This window comes from Magnetospirillum sp. ME-1 (assembly GCF_002105535.1).
Lineage (GTDB): Bacteria > Pseudomonadota > Alphaproteobacteria > Rhodospirillales > Magnetospirillaceae > Phaeospirillum.
On the sequence record NZ_CP015848.1, the window covers coordinates 4,515,924 to 4,533,231 of the forward strand.

General features: G+C 57.6%; 21 protein-coding genes. 17 read left to right on the plus strand and 4 right to left on the minus strand.

All coding sequences use genetic code 11. From position 1 onward, the window contains the following. Positions 1-7 precede the first annotated feature (7 nt). The 12 genes from WV31_RS21095 (at position 8) to WV31_RS21150 (ending at position 9,813) form a co-directional block, all read left to right on the plus strand. Complete coding sequence (locus tag WV31_RS21095) at positions 8-235, plus strand: HypC/HybG/HupF family hydrogenase formation chaperone (protein ID WP_237051411.1); 228 nt, start codon at positions 8-10, stop codon at positions 233-235. Next, complete coding sequence (locus WV31_RS21100) at positions 235-1,338, plus strand: nickel-dependent hydrogenase large subunit (protein ID WP_085375364.1); 1,104 nt, start codon at positions 235-237, stop codon at positions 1,336-1,338. The genes WV31_RS21095 and WV31_RS21100 overlap by 1 nt, the downstream gene beginning before the upstream one ends. Next, entirely contained in the window at positions 1,331-1,675 is a 345-nt protein-coding gene (hypA, locus tag WV31_RS21105) for a hydrogenase maturation nickel metallochaperone HypA (protein ID WP_085375365.1), read from the plus strand. The genes WV31_RS21100 and hypA overlap by 8 nt, the downstream gene beginning before the upstream one ends. Continuing rightward, positions 1,675-2,607: a hydrogenase nickel incorporation protein HypB gene (gene hypB, locus WV31_RS21110; RefSeq protein ID WP_085375366.1), complete on the plus strand. Its 933-nt coding sequence runs from the start codon at positions 1,675-1,677 to the stop codon at positions 2,605-2,607. Before hypA ends, hypB begins: the two co-directional genes overlap by 1 nt. Next, positions 2,604-3,683, plus strand: a complete 1,080-nt coding sequence (locus WV31_RS21115; RefSeq protein ID WP_085375367.1) for a Kae1-like domain-containing protein — start codon at positions 2,604-2,606, stop codon at positions 3,681-3,683. Before hypB ends, WV31_RS21115 begins: the two co-directional genes overlap by 4 nt. 128 nt (positions 3,684-3,811) lie before the next feature. Next, a complete protein-coding gene (locus WV31_RS21120) occupies positions 3,812-4,039 on the plus strand; it encodes a HypC/HybG/HupF family hydrogenase formation chaperone (RefSeq protein ID WP_085375368.1) in 228 nt (75 codons plus the stop codon). Beyond that, positions 4,036-5,175: a hydrogenase formation protein HypD gene (hypD, locus tag WV31_RS21125; protein ID WP_085375369.1), complete on the plus strand. Its 1,140-nt coding sequence runs from the start codon at positions 4,036-4,038 to the stop codon at positions 5,173-5,175. Before WV31_RS21120 ends, hypD begins: the two co-directional genes overlap by 4 nt. After that, positions 5,168-5,428, plus strand: coding sequence for a DUF4160 domain-containing protein (locus WV31_RS21130; RefSeq protein WP_085375370.1), 261 nt, complete (start codon positions 5,168-5,170; stop codon positions 5,426-5,428). Before hypD ends, WV31_RS21130 begins: the two co-directional genes overlap by 8 nt. A gap of 2 nt (positions 5,429-5,430) precedes the next feature. Next, entirely contained in the window at positions 5,431-5,694 is a 264-nt protein-coding gene (locus WV31_RS21135; RefSeq protein WP_085375371.1) for a DUF2442 domain-containing protein, read from the plus strand. Beyond that, positions 5,695-6,744 (plus strand): hydrogenase expression/formation protein HypE, encoded by a 1,050-nt coding sequence (gene hypE / locus WV31_RS21140; protein ID WP_085375372.1) that lies wholly within the window; start codon positions 5,695-5,697, stop codon positions 6,742-6,744. It abuts the gene before it with no gap. Next, positions 6,744-8,396, plus strand: a complete 1,653-nt coding sequence (locus tag WV31_RS21145) for a hydrogenase maturation protein (protein WP_085375373.1) — start codon at positions 6,744-6,746, stop codon at positions 8,394-8,396. Before hypE ends, WV31_RS21145 begins: the two co-directional genes overlap by 1 nt. Positions 8,397-8,580: 184 nt before the next feature. Next, positions 8,581-9,813 (plus strand): tyrosine-type recombinase/integrase, encoded by a 1,233-nt coding sequence (locus WV31_RS21150; RefSeq protein ID WP_085375374.1) that lies wholly within the window; start codon positions 8,581-8,583, stop codon positions 9,811-9,813. Positions 9,814-9,821: 8 nt separating this feature from the next. Here WV31_RS21150 and WV31_RS21155 read toward each other — a convergent pair whose 3' ends face one another. The 3 genes from WV31_RS21155 to WV31_RS21160 all read right to left on the minus strand — a co-directional run bounded on the left by WV31_RS21155 (position 9,822) and on the right by WV31_RS21160 (position 12,295). Further along, positions 9,822-10,514: a GIY-YIG nuclease family protein gene (locus WV31_RS21155; RefSeq protein WP_085375375.1), complete on the minus strand. Its 693-nt coding sequence runs from the start codon at positions 10,512-10,514 to the stop codon at positions 9,822-9,824. A gap of 273 nt (positions 10,515-10,787) precedes the next feature. Then, positions 10,788-11,552, minus strand: coding sequence for a hypothetical protein (locus tag WV31_RS21865; protein WP_145980937.1), 765 nt, complete (start codon positions 11,550-11,552; stop codon positions 10,788-10,790). Positions 11,553-11,626: 74 nt separating this feature from the next. Further along, a complete protein-coding gene (locus WV31_RS21160) occupies positions 11,627-12,295 on the minus strand; it encodes a hypothetical protein (protein ID WP_145980938.1) in 669 nt (222 codons plus the stop codon). 523 nt (positions 12,296-12,818) lie between these two features. Here WV31_RS21160 and WV31_RS21165 point away from each other — a divergent pair. The 4 genes from WV31_RS21165 to WV31_RS21870 all read left to right on the plus strand — a co-directional run bounded on the left by WV31_RS21165 (position 12,819) and on the right by WV31_RS21870 (position 15,459). Then, a complete protein-coding gene (locus WV31_RS21165) occupies positions 12,819-13,211 on the plus strand; it encodes a hypothetical protein (RefSeq protein ID WP_085375377.1) in 393 nt (130 codons plus the stop codon). Positions 13,212-13,338: 127 nt separating this feature from the next. Further along, the gene (locus WV31_RS21170; RefSeq protein WP_085375378.1) at positions 13,339-14,175 is read left to right on the plus strand and encodes a DNA adenine methylase; all 837 of its coding nucleotides are present in this window, start codon (positions 13,339-13,341) and stop codon (positions 14,173-14,175) included. Positions 14,176-14,405: 230 nt separating this feature from the next. After that, on the plus strand, positions 14,406-14,828 hold the full coding sequence (locus tag WV31_RS21175; protein ID WP_237051412.1) for a tyrosine-type recombinase/integrase: 423 nt from the start codon (positions 14,406-14,408) through the stop codon (positions 14,826-14,828). A 142-nt stretch (positions 14,829-14,970) separates the two neighbouring features. Beyond that, positions 14,971-15,459: a hypothetical protein gene (locus tag WV31_RS21870; RefSeq protein ID WP_145980939.1), complete on the plus strand. Its 489-nt coding sequence runs from the start codon at positions 14,971-14,973 to the stop codon at positions 15,457-15,459. A gap of 63 nt (positions 15,460-15,522) precedes the next feature. Here WV31_RS21870 and WV31_RS21180 read toward each other — a convergent pair whose 3' ends face one another. Next, a complete protein-coding gene (locus WV31_RS21180) occupies positions 15,523-15,960 on the minus strand; it encodes a hypothetical protein (protein WP_237051413.1) in 438 nt (145 codons plus the stop codon). 784 nt (positions 15,961-16,744) lie between these two features. Here WV31_RS21180 and WV31_RS21875 point away from each other — a divergent pair. Next, a complete protein-coding gene (locus tag WV31_RS21875; protein WP_145980940.1) occupies positions 16,745-17,284 on the plus strand; it encodes a hypothetical protein in 540 nt (179 codons plus the stop codon). Positions 17,285-17,308: the final 24 nt, after the last annotated feature.

Below are 17,308 nucleotides of genomic sequence, written 5' to 3' on the forward strand. Positions count from 1 at the left end.
CATGTGCATGGCCGTGCCTTCGCGCATCACCGCCATCGACAACGGAATCGCCACGGTCGAGGCCTTCGGGGCGCTGCGCACCACCAGCCTGATGCTGCTGGACGAAGAGGTGGCGGTGGGCGACTACGTCCTGCTCGGCCCCGGCGGCAGCTTTGCGGCGGAAAAGGTCGATCCCGAGACGGCCGCCGAGGCGCTGGCCTATCTCACCGAGGTTCTGGCCACCGGGCAGGCCTGATGCTGCCGGTGGAGTCCAGCCTCGCCATCACGCTCCATCTGGAGGGGGACCGCGTCGGGCGGGTGGAGATCGTCTCCAGCCGCCTGGTCAAGGCGTCCGACATGCTGAACGGCCGCCCGCCGGCCCAGGTCCTGGCCCTGCTGCCCACCCTCTATTCCCTGTGCGGCACCGCCCAAGGCCTCGCCGGCCTGGAGGCGGTGGAGAACGCCGCCGGCATCACGGTCCCGGATGCCCAGCGGACGGCGCGGCGTGTCCTGTGTCTGGTGGAGGTGGTGGCCGAGCACGCCGCTTGCGCCTTGCGCGACTGGCCCGCCCTGATCGGCGAGGCGCAAGACCTCGACGGCCTCAAGCCGCTGCGCCCGCTGATCATGGCGGCGCGCAAGGCGCTCTATCCCGCCGGTGACTGGACCGTGCCGGGCGGCGGCCGGCTGGCCCCCGATCAGAGCGCCCTGGGCGATGTCCTGGGCGGCCTGGGCGAGGCCGTGGCCCGAGCCGATGACGTGGCCGACCGCCTGATCAGCCGCATCGAGGACGACAATCTCGAAGGCTTCGGCGCCGTCCCCCCCTGCCTGATGCCCCCAGGCGGGCCACCTGATCTGGACGACAGGCTCAAGGCCGACGATGGCGGCTCCTACCGCGCCCGTCCGGACTGCAAGGGTGCCGTGTTCGAGACCGGGCCTTTGGCCCGCCAGTCCGGCCGCCCCCTGATGGCGCTGCTGATGGGCCAGTACGGCACCGGCCTGATGCCCCGCTTCTCCGCCCGGATGATGGAGATGGCGTCGGCGTTGCGGGAAGTGGAAGATTTGGTGCAGGATTTAAGCGGTCATTCCGGCGGCCTGCCCATGGAGCGTACGGACGGCGCCGGATTGGGAATGGTCGAGGCGGCACGCGGCCTTCTGGCCCACCGGGTGGAATTGCGGGAGGGGTTGTTGAGCGCGTACCGGATTGCAGCTCCCACCGAGTGGAACTTCCACCCCGACGGTCCCCTGGCCCGGGGATTGGCCGGCGCGTCCGGCCCCGATCTGGCGGGACGGGCCGCCCTGCTGGCCGCCAGCCTGGACCCTTGCGTTCCCTTCCGCGTCGAGGTCAGGCCCCATGCATGAGATGAGTCTGACCGAGGGCGTGGTGCGCATCCTGGAGGATCAGGCGGCAAGCCACGGCTTCACCCGGGTCAAGACGGTGTGGCTGGAGATCGGCGAATTGTCCACCGTGGTGCCGGAAAGCATGGAATTCTGCTTCGACGCGGTGGCGCGGGGCAATCCGCTGACCGCCGAGACCAAGCTGGAGATCATCCGCGTCCCCGGCACCGCCTGGTGCATGGATTGCTCGAAATCGGTCCACGTCACCTCGCGGGTGGACCTCTGCCCCGATTGCGGCGGCGCCAAGCTGGCGGTGACCTCGGGCGAGGAGATGCGGATCAAGGAAATGGAGGTGGAGTGATGTGCACGGTTTGCGGCTGCGGAGACGCCAAGGTGGACGGCCACACCCATTCCCATGACCATGACCATGACCACCATCATGGCCACAGCCACGATCACAGCCATGACCACCCCCATGGCCACGACCATCATCACCACCACGACCACGATTCCGACAAGGATATCCACTACGGCCGGGGAATCGCCGGGGTGCACGTGCCGGGCCTCAGCCAGAAGCGCATCGTCCAGATCGAAAAGGACATCCTGTCCCACAACGACGATTTCGCGGGGCGCAACCGCGTCTGGCTGGCCGAGCACGGCGTCTTCGCGCTGAACCTCGTTTCCAGCCCCGGCTCGGGCAAGACCACGCTGCTGTGCCGCACCGCCGAGGCGCTGAAGTCCCGCTACCCCCTGGCGGTGATCGAGGGCGACCAGCAGACCAGCTTCGACGCCGACCGCATCCGCGCCACCGGCATTCCCGCCATCCAGGTCAACACCGGCAAGGGCTGCCATCTCGACGCCCACATGGTGGAAAGCGCCATCGCCAAGCTGAACGTCGCCGATGATTCGGTGCTGTTCATCGAGAATGTGGGCAATCTGGTCTGCCCCGCCGCCTTCGATCTGGGTGAGGCCTACAAGGTGGCCATCCTGTCGGTGACCGAGGGCGAGGACAAGCCCTTGAAGTACCCCGACATGTTCCACGCGGCTGCCATGATGATCCTCAACAAGACCGATCTGCTGCCCCACACCGATTTCGACGTGGAGCGCTGCATCGGCTTTGCCCGCCGGGTCAATCCCGACATTGTCGTCCTGCAGCTTTCGGCGCGGACCGGCGAGGGCTTCGACGAATGGCTGGCCTGGATCAACGAAGGCAGGAAGCGCATGGTCACCGAACGCATCCGCCGCCTGGAAGCCAAGCTGGCCGCCGCCAAGGCGAGTCTGGAGGGCAAGTGAGTTCGTCGGCCATCGCCCAGATCGTCCCCCTGCCGCGTGAAGTGCCGCCGGTGCTGGCGGTGGGCGCGTTCCTCAAGAACTCGGTCTGCCTGACCCGGGGTTCGGAAGCGCTGATCTCGGCCAATCACGGCGATCTCGGCACGCCGGAAGCCATCGCCGCCTTCGAGGAGACGGTCGAAGCGCTGGTGGCGGAATCCGGTGTGACCCCGGTGCGCGTCGCCCATGATCTACACCCCGATTTCCATTCCACCCGCTACGCCCAATCCCTGGACCTGCCGGCGGTGGCGGTACAGCACCACCACGCCCACGCCGCGGCGATAGCCGCCGAGCACGGCATCGAGGGGCCGGTGATCGGCGTGTCCTTCGACGGCTTCGGCTTAGGGCCCGGCAACCAGTCGTGGGGCGGCGAATTGCTGCTGGCCGAGGGCGCCCATTACCGCCGCCTGGGCCACCTTGCCCTGTTGCCCCAGCCGGGCGGCGACCGGGCGGCGCGCGAGCCCTGGCGCATGGCGGCGGCGGCGCTGCATCGCCTGGGGCAAGGTGCGGAAATCGCCGAGCGCTTCCGCAATATCCCCGCGAGCGCCATGCTGGGCCAGATGCTGGACAGGCGCCTCAACAGCCCGGAAACCTCGTCGGCCGGGCGGCTGTTCGACGCCGCCTGCGGCCTGTTGGGCATCCACCCCATCGCCGAGTTCGAAGGCCAGGCCCCCATGGCCTTGGAAGCCCTGGTGACCAGGCCGGAAGTGCTGCCCACCGGCTGGATCCTTCAGGACGGGGTGCTGGACCTGCTGCCGCTGCTGGCCTGCCTCGCCCATTGCACCGACCCGGTCCGGGGTGCCAACCTGTTCCACGGCACCCTGGTCGAGGCCATGGGGCTGTGGATCTGCGACGTGGCCGAGGCCGCCGGAACGCCTTATGTCGCCTTGGGGGGCGGTTGCTTCCTCAATCGCGTGCTGACCGGCGGATTGGTGGATAAGTTGACGGATGCGGGCCTGAAGCCCCTTCTGGCCGCCAAGGTATCGCCCGGCGACGCCGGCCTGTCCCTGGGGCAGGCCTGGATCGCCGCGCTGAGTTGATTGTTGTTGATGTCATCCTGAACGAAGTGAAGGATCTCGGCTTGGCCTGATGCATCAGTATCGGCACAGTCCGTCCAGACGGAGATCCCTCGGCAAGCTCGGGATGACAAAACGAGGAAAACCGTATCATGTGCCTTGCCCTGCCCTCCCTGGTCACCGAGATCCTGCCCGACGACAATGCCCGGGTGGAACTGGGCGGTGTCTCCAAGATCATCTCGCTGGCCCTGGTCTCCGACGTGAAGCCGGGCGATTACGTCATCGTCCATGTGGGCTACGCGCTGTCGGTGATCGATCCCGAGGAGGCGGCCCGCACCCTGGAACTGTTCCGCGAGATGGGCGAGGAATTGCCGGCGTGAAATACATCGACGAGTTCCGCGACGGCGAGGTGGCGCAAAGCATCGCCAAGGCCATCAAGGCCGAGGCCGATCCAGCCTCCACCTACCACATCATGGAGTTCTGCGGCGGCCACACCCACGCCATCAGCCGCTACGGCCTGGAGGACCTGCTGCCCGCCAATGTGCGCATGATCCACGGGCCGGGCTGCCCGGTCTGCGTCCTGCCCGTCGGGCGCATCGACGCCGCCATCTGGCTGGCGCGTCAGCCGGGCGTGACGCTCGTCACCTATGGCGACATGCTGCGGGTGCCGGGGTCGAAGCGCCTGTCGCTGTTGAAGGCCAAGGCCGAGGGCGCCGACGTGCGCATGGTCTATTCGACGCTGGACGCCATCAAGCTGGCGAGCGCCAATCCCGACCGCCAGGTGGTGTTCTTCGCCATCGGCTTCGAGACCACCACGCCGCCCACCGCCGTGGCCCTCAAACAGGCCCAGGCCCTGGACTTGAAGAATTTCAGCGTGTTCTGCAACCACGTACTGACGCCGTCCGCCATCACCCAGATTCTCGACAGCCCCGAGGTGCGGGAACTGGGCACGGTCAAGCTGGACGCCTTCATCGGCCCGGCCCATGTGTCCACCATCATCGGCTCGCGCCCCTACGAATACTTCGCCGAGGAATACCAGCGCCCGGTGGTGATCGCCGGTTTCGAGCCCCTGGACGTCATGCAGGCGGTGCGCATGCTGGTGCGCCAGATCAACGACGGCCGCTTCGAGGTGGAAAACGAGTTCGCCCGCGCCGTGACCCGGGACGGCAACGAGAAGGCCAAGTCCCTGGTGGCCGACATGTTCGAGCTGCGCCGCGTCTTCGAATGGCGGGGATTGGGCCAGGTGCCCTATTCGGCGCTGCGCCTGAAAGAGCCCTATGCCGCCTGGGACGCTGAGCGCCGCTGGGATGTGCCCCAGGACAACCCCGGCGACAACAAGGCCTGCGAATGCGGCGCCATCCTGAGGGGCGTGAAGAAGCCCACCGACTGCAAGCTGTTCGGCACCGTGTGCACGCCCGAGAACCCCATGGGGTCGTGCATGGTCTCGGCCGAGGGCGCCTGCGCCGCCCATTGGACCTACGGCCGCTTCCGCGACCTGGAGACGAGCGATGCCTGAAATCAGCCGCTTCCTGGGCATGATCATCGCCATGTATTACGACGACCACGCACCGCCCCATTTCCATGTCCGTTACGGCGAGCGCGAGGCGGTGATCCGCATCAATGATCTTGCCTGCATCCAGGGTAACCTGCCGCCCAAGGCCATGGGCCTCGTGATAGAATGGGCGACGGCCCATAAGAGCGAGCTGGAACAGGATTGGGCTCTGGCCCGCCAGGACATGCCGCTCAACAAGATCGCGCCTCTGGAGTAGCCATGCACAGGGATGTCGTCCAGGTCACCTCGATTGACGGTTTCAAGCTCCGTCTCCGTTTTCAGGACGGAGCCGAAGGGGAGGTCGATTGCTCGACTTTGCTCTCCTTCAAAGGCGTCTTCGCCCCCCTGAAGGACCCCGCTGAATTCGCCAAGGTGCGGATCAATCCTGAATTGGGGACCATCTGCTGGCCCAACGGCGCCGACATTTGTCCCGATATCCTCTATTCCCGCGCCACGGGCGCTCCCCTTCCCGGACAGCATTGAATGACCCTGCCCCGCCGCGCCCATCCCCGCCCGCTGGATATCGCCTCCGGCCGCGTCGACCTCACCCATGGCGGCGGCGGCCGCGCCATGGCCCAACTGGTCGAGGAGCTGTTCGTCGCCGCCTTCGACAACGAGGCGCTGAACCAGCGCAACGATCAGGCCGCCTTCGACGTGCCCGGCGGCAGGATGGTGATGACCACCGACGGCTATGTCATCAGCCCGCTGTTCTTTCCCGGCGGCGATATCGGCTCGCTCGCCGTCCACGGCACCGTCAACGACGTGGCCATGGCCGGCGCCAGGCCCCTCTCCCTGTCGGCGGGCTTCATCATCGAGGAGGGCTTTCCGCTGGCCGACCTGAAGCGCATCGTCCAATCCATGGCCAAGGCCAGCAAGGACGCGGGCGTACCGGTGGTCACCGGCGACACCAAGGTGGTGGAAAAGGGCAAGGGCGACGGCATCTTCATCACCACGGCGGGCATCGGCATCGTGCCGGCGGGGGTGGAGATTTCCGGTGACCTGGCCCGTCCCGGCGATGCCATCCTGGTATCGGGCACCATGGGCGACCACGGCGTGGCGGTGATGAGCCAGCGGGAATCCTTAGGCTTCGAGACCGAGATCCTCTCGGACTCGGCGGCATTGCATACAATGGTCGCCGAGATGGTCGCCGCCGTGCCGGGTATCCGGGTGCTGCGCGACCCCACGCGGGGCGGTCTGGCCGCCACCTTGAACGAGATCGCCAGCCAGTCGGGTGTGGGCATGCTGATCGAGGAGGCCCTGGTGCCGGTCAAGCCCCAGGTGCTGGGCGCCTGCGAGCTTCTGGGCCTCGACCCCCTTTACGTCGCCAACGAGGGCAAGCTGATCTGCATCTGCGCCGAATCCGACGCGGCCCGCCTGCTCGACATCATGCGCGCCCATCCCTTAGGGATCGACGCGGCCCGTATCGGGGCATGCCGGGAAGACTCCCACCACTTCGTCCAGATGAAGACCCGCATGGGCGGCAACCGGGTGGTGGATTGGCTGGCCGGCGAGCAGTTGCCGAGGATCTGTTGATGCGTGTTCTGCTCCTCGCCCATTCCTTCAACTCGCTGACCCAGCGCCTGTGGGTGGAACTGTCGGAACTGGGGCATGACGTCACCTGTGAATTCGACGTCAACGACGCCGTCACAATCCAGGCGGTGGAGATGGCCCGGCCCGACGTGATCGTCGCCCCCTTCCTCAAGCGCGCCATTCCCGAAGCCGTGTGGAAGAACCACCTGTGCCTGGTGGTCCATCCCGGCCCGCCCGGCGACCGGGGACCGGCGGCGCTGGACTGGGCCATCCTGGAAGGCCGCCAGGAATGGGGCGTCACCGTGCTGCAGGCCGAGGCCGGCATGGACGAAGGCCCGGTCTGGGCCAGCCGCACCTTCGCGCTGCGTCATGCCACCAAGTCCAGTCTGTATCGCAACGAAGTGGCCGATGGAGCGGTGGAGGCGGTGCTCGACGCGCTCGCCCGCCTCGCCGACGGACCGGTCGGTCGCCCGGCCCTGGCCCCCTTCAAGCCGGCGGTCAAGCAGGCCGATCGCGCCATCGACTGGAGCCGGGACGACACCGCCACCGTGGTCGCCAAGATCCGCTCCGCCGACGGCACGCCGGGCCTGCTGGATTCCATCCTCGACCGGTCGGTCTACCTGTATGACGCCCATGCCGCATCCGGCCTATCGGGTAAGCCGGGCGAACTGGTCGCCCGCTCAGGATCAGCGGTGGCGCGGGCCACCACCGACGGCGCGGTGTGGATCGGCCATCTGCGGGCCAGGCAAGAGCATGCGCTTAAGCTGCCGGCGCTGGACGTGCTGGGACCCCTGGACCACCTGCCGGAAGAGCCCGGCTATCACGACATCTGGTACGACGAGCGCCACGGGGTGGGATACCTGCACTTCCCCTTCGTCAACGGCGCCATGAGCACCGATCAGTGCCGCCGTCTCCGCGATGCCTTCATTAAGGCGACGGAGCGCCCGACAAAGGTGATCGTGCTGATGGGCGGCCCCGATTTCTGGTCCAACGGCATCCATCTGTGCACCATCGAAAGCGCGCAAAGTCCCGCCGGGGAATCCTGGGACAACATCAACGCCATGAACGATCTCTGCCGCGAGATCATCACCTGCCCCAGCCATTTCACCATGGCCGCCCTGCAGGGCAATGCCGGCGCGGGCGGCGTGTTCCTGGCGCTGGCCGCCGATCTGGTGGCGGCCCGCGAAGCGGTGGTGCTGAACCCCCATTACAAGGGCATGGGAAACCTCTACGGCTCGGAATACTGGACCTATCTGCTGCCCCGGCGCTGCGGCGCCGGAAACGCCGCCCAAGTGGTCGAGGCCCGCCTGCCCATGGGCACGGCCGAAGCCGAGCGCCTGGGGCTGATCGACTGCCGCTTCGGACGCACCATCGCCGAATTCCGCCGGCTGGTGGAGGAAATGGCCGAAGCCCTGGCCGCCGATCCGGGCCTGGACGAGCGCCTGGCCGCCAAGCGCCTGACCCGCGCCGCCGACGAAGCCCAAAAGCCGCTCGAGCAATACCGAGCCGAGGAACTGGAGCACATGAAGCTGAACTTCTACGGCTTCGATCCCAGCTACCACGTGGCCCGCTACAACTTCATCCATAAAGTAAAGAAATCACGCACGCCACTATATCTTGCGGTTCATCGTTCAAAAATAAACAACATTCGATAAACAACCCCAATCTGTATACCGGACACTACCGGAACATAACCGGAACATATCGTGACTTAACTTACCCCAGGCTTACACAACTTGTCATAACTTGGCATTTGACCTAAGATATGGCTTACACAGCCCCATGTAAGCTATACCACATTGATATTGCGTGGCTTACACATGAAATCGAGGGTAAGCCATGAAATCGCAACTATCCCAGGCTTTCGCCGAGTCAGTCAAACCAACTGAAAAGCGTGAATATTACTGGGATTTGGATATCCCTGGCTTTGGCTTGCTTGTCTTGCCCTCGGGTCGGAAATCCTGGCTCTATCAATCCAAGTTAAAAGGAAGCCGCACGGATAAACGAATAACCCTTGGAACATTCCCGATTATGGAATTCACCAAAGCACGTGGCGATGCCATCAAGTATGCTGGTGTAGTTCAAAATGGCGGAAATCATGCAGTTGAGAAAGAAGAAGAAGCGATTAGGTGCAGCACAGTAAAAGATGTCTTTGAATTTTACATTAAAATGGGAAAAATGAAGCCACAAACCCGCAAAAATGTAACCGCCCATTGCGAAAATCACGTCTACAGCAAACTTGGATCAATGAGGTATTTTGACCTAACTAAACCTTATTTCATTCGCTGGCTTGAAGCAAATTTCAAAGATGCCCCCGGAACAGCATACAACCTCATTCTTCATACTCGTTCAGCTTACAATTTTGCCCGTGGACGGGGAGCCATCCCCGCCGAAACTGTAAACCCTGCCGCTGCGGTGGTTCGTGAAGGTGGGCTGACCATCAGCCTCAAGAAGACGGCAGGTTATGCTATGGCGATGGAGGATGCCGAGCTAACCGACCTACTCAACGCGATCCGGGAAGCGTATAATCACCGTGATTTCAACCCAATAAATGTTGCAATGATCGAACTTATATTGAGCACTGGTGCCAGAAAGGGAGAAATTTTATCCCTTCGGTTTGATGAAATAGACCTTGAGAAGAGAACCATTACAAAAATTAACCATAAGACCTCTGAAACATCACTCATGCCACGCACAATCTACCTGTCTGACCATGCACTATCCGTCTTGGATCGAGCAGCGGAAGCCCGCAAAACCATGCGGCGAATCAGCAGTGAATGGGTATTTCCTGCCACCCGTGGCCGAGGCCACTCCAGTGATGCCAACCGCCCAGTTACGGCTATCGGCAATTTATGCGGTTTCCCCTCGCTCAAGCCGCACAACCTAAGGTCGCTGTACATCAACGTTGCCATTGATAGCGGGGTTCCATTGCCAGTGGTGTCGCAGAACGTCGGACACAGCACTGTAGATACCACCCTTAAACACTACCTAAAAAATAAGAAATCAAGTTTGTTGGAAGGTGCAAATGGGGTCGGGATCAAACTGGCATCTCTGGCACAAATGGATGATTAACTTCGCTTTTATGACGAACGGGGGATCGCGTGTGCCGATGGCTGAACGAACTTGATGACGCTCTCGACCTCTTCAAGCGTCGTGTCGAACCATTCCGTGCCCGGTGATTGACGCTTCGATCCACGAGCTTCCAAAGTGGAATGGATCGCATCTTCCATCGCCGCGACCCGTTGAACTTCCCAAACCCCAAGGATGACGGGATACTCAAAGCAACATGTCGTTTTGCATTGCTGCAACACACGGGCGTCCGCCTCGCCTGTAGTGGTCAAGCCTACTTTGATGGGAAAACGGTTTCCGTCTTTCTTGACGATGGTGGGAAACGAATAGGCGTAGATAATTCCCGCATCGTCCGATTCGATATCGATTGCTGCCGCGTCGGCTTCCGCCATTTCCTCTTCAAGCGAGATGTTCTTGAACATCCCGCCACCTACGTTTTCAAAGACCTTGAGATTTTCAGCAAGAAACGGGATGTAGAACATGAAGATGGTGCTCATCTTCTCCGTCGCATCACTTTTCGCCTTCTTGACCTTAATTTCTAACTGCTCGGGCAGGTAGGTCTCAGCAAGCAACTTCTTCGAAATCTCACGCAGCAAGAAAGGTTCGTCGCCGAAGCCTTTGGCGATTTCCGCCACACGTGGCAGCAACTCGTACCTTGCTGCGTTGTAGACGTAAGAACGAGAAGCCTCAAAGGGAAGAGTCATGTTTTCAGTCTCGCAGTGAGAGATTCAAAATTATGTCATCGTGAAGGTTTGGCACATAGTCCTTGATAGGGTCCACGTTCACATCCCTTATTCACCATGTGTCTGTTCAATGGCGATCTGGATCGCCATAGCGGGCAACTGCCGCCCGGTGAATAGCATCGTCTATCGGATACTGGGGGGGGCATGCTGTTCGTCACCAGGGTATGCTGGCAAGCAGGGATGACAGATTTGGTCACCTCAGTCGCCAATTCAACGCCATCGACTGACTGCACCTCATGGATCAGACCATTCAACTGGATTAGGCGGAAGAACGACTACTGGACGAGTATCATCTGTTCCGCCATGCACAGCACAGCCCCTACGATGGATCACCCTACCGTCTTTGCGAGTGTAGACCGTACCGCGTCTCCAATGTGGTGATTTTGGGGTGCCGGTAGTGTCTGTGCTCTCGTCAGGCCGTTGATGAATGATCGTCTGACCGGGCCGAATCACCCGGTAGGGAGGCAATGGACGCTTTCCATGTTTTTTTCGTGATTTCTGAATTGATTCAGCAATATCAACATTTGTTGCATGTATTGCTGGCTGTTTGATGTAGCTCAACAAGCTTAATACATACGTAACGTCGGCGGCGGGATCACCTTTAAAATATTTTGCATCTGTTGATTTCACATTAATTCGAAAATTATCGACATCCACATCAGCCATATACAGTGGATGAAAGTTAAAAAATAATTCAGAACTCTTCCCACCCACCATATCATCGACCGTCTTAAATTCATCCGGGGCAAACACATCAAACAATCCGAAAGCGACTACGACCGCAAACGCCTCCTTTAAGTAAATCAGATAAATCGCATTCGACACTGAAAATATAAAACTGCTACCTTCAAACGCCTCAATATTACAGCCGCTTTCAACCTCAATGTTCTCAGGAAATATATAAGGCACAGCATCATTCAGCGATTCATTGGCAGAATCGTTGCGAATCATCAACTTACGGAACCGATTGATTCGTTCAATTTGCAGGTCGATGTCCATGACGGCACCTCCGATTGCAGACCAGATGGGGTCAATCGCGACTATATAATCTCGAGCAATCTCAGAAATTCCAATCAGTAATTGTAGCCGTAGAGATAGCCCCGCTGCATTGCTCGCCACTCATTTTCAAACCGTTCGACACCAGCCGCCGCCAGACGATCCGCCTCAGATCGGATGATGTCCAACACGTCAGGAGGCATCCTCGACCGACCTGATAACCATGCGTAGACAGAGCCTTTGGCCCGTTTCAGCCCGTTGGCGGAAAGCAAGTGCCAGAAGACGGTCTTCCAGCCGTATCGAATAGGGATGATCCTCCGCATTTCGCGTTTGACCGCCGCCAGTGGTTCGCCATCTTCCTTTCGATATGCCTCCAGTTCCTGAAAATCATGGGGGCCGGACTGGGTATCGGCGATCTGGGCTTTGAGACGTTCATTCTCATCATTAAGGCGGTCAACCTCGGCCTGTAATGCCGCGATCTTGCGATTTTCAGCCCTAAGATTTTCGATTTCATCCAGGGCCGCCTCAAGGTCTCCCAGATGATCTTCGATCTCACGGTCTTTGGCACTCAAAACAGACGCCACGTAGTCATCTTCATCGCCATAAACGTGGAGATGCAAGTAAGATGGCGGAACATTGTTATCGCTAACCATCTTGACGATTGCACGATATGCATTATCGGCATCCGCATGGATGGACCCAACCATTACGGCAATCATCTTGTTTAGTTTTGCGGTGTCTAACATGGTGCTACATAACCTCGCCATCTCACTTCACGATATAGCCATGCCACATTATGCGGTCAACATAAAATAATGTAAAATTGACTGGTGTAGATATTGTTTTTACGCAGCCACAATTAAGCGACGCCAAGCCAATGCGATCAAGAAATCCATCGCACAAACACATTATATTTTTGCTATTCCGTGAGATGTGCTGGCGTATTAATCTGAGATGCTTGGCTGTTGCATCTGATAATTACATCGCTGAACATTAGCATCAATACTTGGCGGCGATGTGCGGCTGGATGTGTTGGCGTGTGGCATGAAAATAATTATTTGAAATATGACATACGCAAGATAGTCATTAGATTTGAAATCATGAGCCATATTCAGCCACAAATGCGGTTGACATTTTTGCAATAATCAGACATCAACATGGGGGATGTTTTTATGCATGCCGCGTTGCCAACCGATCAGCCAGGGAGCGATCTTGTTGAGCAATTGTCGAACTTGCGAACCATGCCAGTCACATGATGGAGAGAAATACATGTCGTTCTTGGACAAGCTGAAAGCAGCACCTGCACCGACCCGCGTCCCTACCGCTTCAAAAAGCACCCCCGTTACGCGGTTCATAAAGAAGGTGCGTGAGCAGCAAGATGCGGTCCAGACCGCCATTGACGGCGGTGAGATCAATAGCCGCACCGCTTGGTTTGTGAAGTCCGGTGAAGGCTACCGGTTCAAAATTCTTCGCTCACCGCTGATCATCAATAACACCGAATGGTTTGAAGCGGCGAACCTTGCTGACCTGAAGGCTCTTTACCAGGGGTTGATCGACGCTGCGAACAGCGGTGATGAAAAACTGGTTGCCCTGATCAACGAGCGTTCCGAGCTTGATAAAGTAGCCGCCGAAAAAAAGGGCATCGGCCGCAAAAAGAAGTAATTAGCCAATTCACAAATTAGCCCCGGCTTAGAAATTCGCCGGGGCTTTTTAATGCGTGGTATTCAGGCGGTTTAAAAACAGAATCACGCCATCAAACTGATAAATACCAGTTTGATGGTGACATTTGATGGCAATTTTTCGATATCCAGGTGGCAAAGAGAGAGGCAAGCAGACAGTTATTTCATTCATTCCAGAATATGTGGATGAAGTGATCTCCCCCTTTCTCGGGGGCGGTGCCGTCGAACTGGACCTGAGTCAACGCGGCATCCAGGTGCATGGCTACGATCTGTTTGAACCACTGGTGAACTGCTGGCAGCAGATTGGTATTGATGCTGGTGCCGTTGCCAATGCTGCCCGGCAATTCCACCCGATGAACCGGGATGCATTCTATCGGCTCCAGCAACTCTACTTCGATATCCCGGACCTATTGACGCAGGCCGGGGCCTACTTCGCACTCAATCGGTCGTCGTTCAGCGGCCTAACCTTCAGCGGTGGATATTCTGGCACCGACAATCGGTTCACCCTGTCATCCATCGACAAGCTGGAAAGAACCACGATCCCCAATATCAACATCCAGCAGGCCGACTTCGCAACCAGCCTGTCGCGGCACCCCGACACCTTCGTATACGCCGATCCGCCATACCTACTGACGGCGGCGAAATCTAACCTCTATGGCCTTCGGGGAGATACCCATCGGCATTTCGACCATTCGCTCCTGGCGGAGGTGCTTCGCAATCGGTCAGGGTCATGGCTGCTGTCCTATAATGACACCGAATCTGTGCGGCGGCTCTATGAGGGTTTCGCCATGGTCGCTGCTTCCTGGACCTATGGAACCGGCAAGGTCGGAGCCGAACTGCTGATCTTCTCGAACGAATTGGCCGACGCAGTAGGCATGACCCCATTGGGTCGTCGATTCAGTTGTTCATGGCATCGCGACGATAACCAGATGATCCAGATCGCCTGATTGATCGGTCACGTCGATTATGTGCATTCCAGCATCCGTGGTTTCGCTCCAGGGCAATAAAACAAGATCGGAAAATCGACAGAATACGAACTCATCATAAAATAGGTATTTCATAACGAGTTGCTAATTACATCATATTTTTCAATGCCATGGCCTTGGCCGATTTATTCTATCCTGCTATACTCGTTTTAAAGTTATCTTCTGCTTTAACTTTATGGCGAGTATGGTCGATGGTACTGACCGCTACCGGTGAGGTCGGGGATGTCATCCACCTGGAGGACAAAGCCACCAAGCGTTTGTCCGGCCGGTCGATTCCTTTGAACCGTGAACTGCGTGCTGCCCTGGTCGAACTCCATGGCAGTGGAATTCGCAGTCCAGACCATCCCGTAATCTTTTCCGAACGCGGTGTGGGGATGACGGCGAACACCGTCGTCGCGTGGTTCTCCCGCCTTTATGATCGCCTCGGATTTCTAGGATGCTCATCGCATAGTGGACGACGGACGTTCGTCACCAACGCGGCTCGGAAGGTTGGGCAGGCCGGTGGTTCATTGCGTGATGTCCAACAACTCGCGGGCCATCGCAGTTTGGCGATGACGGCCCGTTACATCGAGTCCGATTCGGATTCGCAGCGGCGACTGGTCAACTTGATTTGATCGCCGCATCATTTGCTGGCTACATAGATTTTTATATGATTACATCGCTTTTATATGATGCATTTGTTTATTGCCAATCTTTAACCGCATAGTCGATCCTATCGCAGATAGCCGAAAAACGGCTTTTGCGAAAGGATTAAAAATGAAGGTTGTTATTGTTGTTAGATCGGTCACGCTGCGACACGCATTGAGCTTCGTTCGTGATAATTTGGGCGGTGAAATTTCACATATAACAAATGGTAAAATTATCTCTATTGGCGTTGGGGCTGCCTACGGGATAAAGCAAACTCGAAAGACGGATACATATAGAAAGGCAAAACTAAACTTCATTGTCGCCGACGCGATTAGTGACGACCTCGTATATATAAAAATGAAATTCCACCAATCGATGAACAAAAATGCAGAACTGGTAACGGCATTGCCATATGACAAGCTGTTTCAGGCGATAGACTATGCCACTGAATTTAGGAAAAACCACAAGGATAGAAACGTATACCCACGAGGATGGCAGGCTATATTTTGCGATAAGCTGCTCGAACTCATTCCGTCGATCAAAATATGCGACAAATCAGAAAACACCGTTCGATGGTATCGCCGCTATGAAGCACCAGATCATGGCTGCGTCTCTTAACTAGAATCATTCGGGGCAGGTTGGTGATCAACCTGCCCCGAAATGCGATCAGATGATGACCAGCTACTCGACCTTGCCGCGACGGTGCTTCGCCTTGATCTTGGCCGCTTCCAGAGGATCATCGAGTTCCCCGGCCCTCACGGCGGTGGCGATTTGTTCCAACACCTTGATGGCATCCGCCGGAGTCTTACCGGCAATGATGGTGTTGGCCATCCCCTGTCCCTGGAGTTCCACCACGGTGCGACCATACCTGATTTCCAGCAGCAGGTTGTCGCCAGTGGCCGACCGCCAGAACCAAGCCTGGGGCGGACGACTGATGCTCTGGCGGGTGTTGCCGTCTTCAGTTCCCTTGCGGTAACGGACCCGTTCCACCGTGTAGCTGGGGTTCTTCAGCAGTTCGATCTGGTGAAAGATACCGTCCAAAGCAATCTGTCGAGGGGACTTCTTGCGTGCTTCGGAAACAAGCACCTTCTTTTCGTTACTGAACTTAAGCTGCAACATAATAGCCTCCATGCGTTAACCTCGAAAGCATGATAAGGCCGTAATTAATAAAGGCCAAGATAGCCACATAAATATATTTCACGACATGGCCGCACGGCCACATGATGCTAATTAATTAAATCACACATATAGACACACAGCGATGCGTTGCGGCATCGTCGAATCAATTCTGGACTTCGCTGGAAATCGATAGGCATGACATGTGAACGCATTTGACGTCACATTGAGATGACAACAATCAACGTTAAGTAAATGCCTGGATTAATCAGCCATACATCATGATGGATATAAGCTGGATATTCATTGGACTACTTGCCATCGGCAAATAACAAACAAATTGCCGATTCATGTTAGCCCATTCGAAAATGTCTTCGTCGAGGCCATGAAACGCCTTCGGCTACTCCATATGAAACGGCATGAGCCGCCATAGGTGTAGTCGATCTGATCCCCTGCCGGGGGCAGGGTGGTGTTGTGACGAACGAAGGGAACGAGTTGTCTGTGTTGGACCTGAAACCCATGAGTTGAAATCCATGATGACGCCGAAGGCGTCTTGGTTTTGGAACCAACGAAGGAAATGAGTTGTTCATTTTGTCATGACGCCGCAGGCGTCTTGGTCTTGGACAGACGAAAGGAGTGAGTTGTCGGTGTTGGATATGGCTAATCCGTGATTAGCTAAAGTGCGACTTAGTCTATATTGGATACCAACATAGACTAAGTCTAACTTTTTAGTCAACAATATAGACTAACTCAGGAGAGAACCAGAGACAAAGGACACATCATAACCATGTTTGAACTCGACTATTTTTGCGTATTTCGGGAAGAACCAAGAGATATCCCGAAAAAAGGACACAAATCACTGGCATTCAGTTCACGGTATCAGTTCAGCGGACTTATTGAAATTGATGGCATTGAGTACACCGTCAAATTCAGCAGCTACGATGACCTCAGCAAGCTGATCGATGGAACCTACAAATCAAAGGCATCATTTGTGGATATATATAGAATATACACAAAAGCTATCAGCCTGAATGCCAGAACCTATTTCAGCCCAGTTATCACCAAGCCAAAGGGTCGCTGTGGAAATTGGACCTTGCTTGGTCAGGACGATACTGCTTGCGTGCCCTATTTGGTTATGTCGATCCCCAGCCCAGGTCGGATCGAGGTGGATTTGATGGCGATGGACGTCAATGGAGAATTCACCCTCATCAAGACCCTGACCACCAAGCCGGGGGGAATCGTCATGCGAATGGGGTCGAAGATGCGATGGGTCTGGCGTCGGGCCAAGGCGGTTCCAGCGATCAGTACCACGCCGGAAGCTACGTGATCATGAATGTGGTGTGGCAGGAGG

Excerpts from the sequence above, each read along its gene's own strand:
- WV31_RS21100 (WP_085375364.1), top strand. The coding sequence starts at position 235 with ATGCTGCCGGTGGAGTCCAGCCTCGCCATCACGCTCCATCTGGAGGGG.
- WV31_RS21130 (WP_085375370.1), top strand. The coding sequence starts at position 5,168 with ATGCCTGAAATCAGCCGCTTCCTGGGCATGATCATCGCCATGTATTAC.
- WV31_RS21175 (WP_237051412.1), top strand. The coding sequence starts at position 14,406 with ATGGTACTGACCGCTACCGGTGAGGTCGGGGATGTCATCCACCTGGAG.
- hypA (WP_085375365.1), top strand. The coding sequence starts at position 1,331 with ATGCATGAGATGAGTCTGACCGAGGGCGTGGTGCGCATCCTGGAGGAT.
- WV31_RS21875 (WP_145980940.1), top strand. The coding sequence starts at position 16,745 with ATGTTTGAACTCGACTATTTTTGCGTATTTCGGGAAGAACCAAGAGAT.
- WV31_RS21095 (WP_237051411.1), top strand. The coding sequence starts at position 8 with ATGGCCGTGCCTTCGCGCATCACCGCCATCGACAACGGAATCGCCACG.
- hypE (WP_085375372.1), top strand. The coding sequence starts at position 5,695 with ATGACCCTGCCCCGCCGCGCCCATCCCCGCCCGCTGGATATCGCCTCC.
- WV31_RS21150 (WP_085375374.1), top strand. The coding sequence starts at position 8,581 with ATGAAATCGCAACTATCCCAGGCTTTCGCCGAGTCAGTCAAACCAACT.
- WV31_RS21865 (WP_145980937.1), bottom strand. The coding sequence starts at position 11,552 with ATGGACATCGACCTGCAAATTGAACGAATCAATCGGTTCCGTAAGTTG.
- WV31_RS21170 (WP_085375378.1), top strand. The coding sequence starts at position 13,339 with ATGGCAATTTTTCGATATCCAGGTGGCAAAGAGAGAGGCAAGCAGACA.
- WV31_RS21155 (WP_085375375.1), bottom strand. The coding sequence starts at position 10,514 with ATGACTCTTCCCTTTGAGGCTTCTCGTTCTTACGTCTACAACGCAGCA.
- WV31_RS21165 (WP_085375377.1), top strand. The coding sequence starts at position 12,819 with ATGTCGTTCTTGGACAAGCTGAAAGCAGCACCTGCACCGACCCGCGTC.
- WV31_RS21120 (WP_085375368.1), top strand. The coding sequence starts at position 3,812 with ATGTGCCTTGCCCTGCCCTCCCTGGTCACCGAGATCCTGCCCGACGAC.
- WV31_RS21160 (WP_145980938.1), bottom strand. The coding sequence starts at position 12,295 with ATGTTAGACACCGCAAAACTAAACAAGATGATTGCCGTAATGGTTGGG.
- WV31_RS21145 (WP_085375373.1), top strand. The coding sequence starts at position 6,744 with ATGCGTGTTCTGCTCCTCGCCCATTCCTTCAACTCGCTGACCCAGCGC.
- WV31_RS21180 (WP_237051413.1), bottom strand. The coding sequence starts at position 15,960 with ATGTTGCAGCTTAAGTTCAGTAACGAAAAGAAGGTGCTTGTTTCCGAA.
- WV31_RS21135 (WP_085375371.1), top strand. The coding sequence starts at position 5,431 with ATGCACAGGGATGTCGTCCAGGTCACCTCGATTGACGGTTTCAAGCTC.
- WV31_RS21870 (WP_145980939.1), top strand. The coding sequence starts at position 14,971 with ATGAAGGTTGTTATTGTTGTTAGATCGGTCACGCTGCGACACGCATTG.
- hypB (WP_085375366.1), top strand. The coding sequence starts at position 1,675 with ATGTGCACGGTTTGCGGCTGCGGAGACGCCAAGGTGGACGGCCACACC.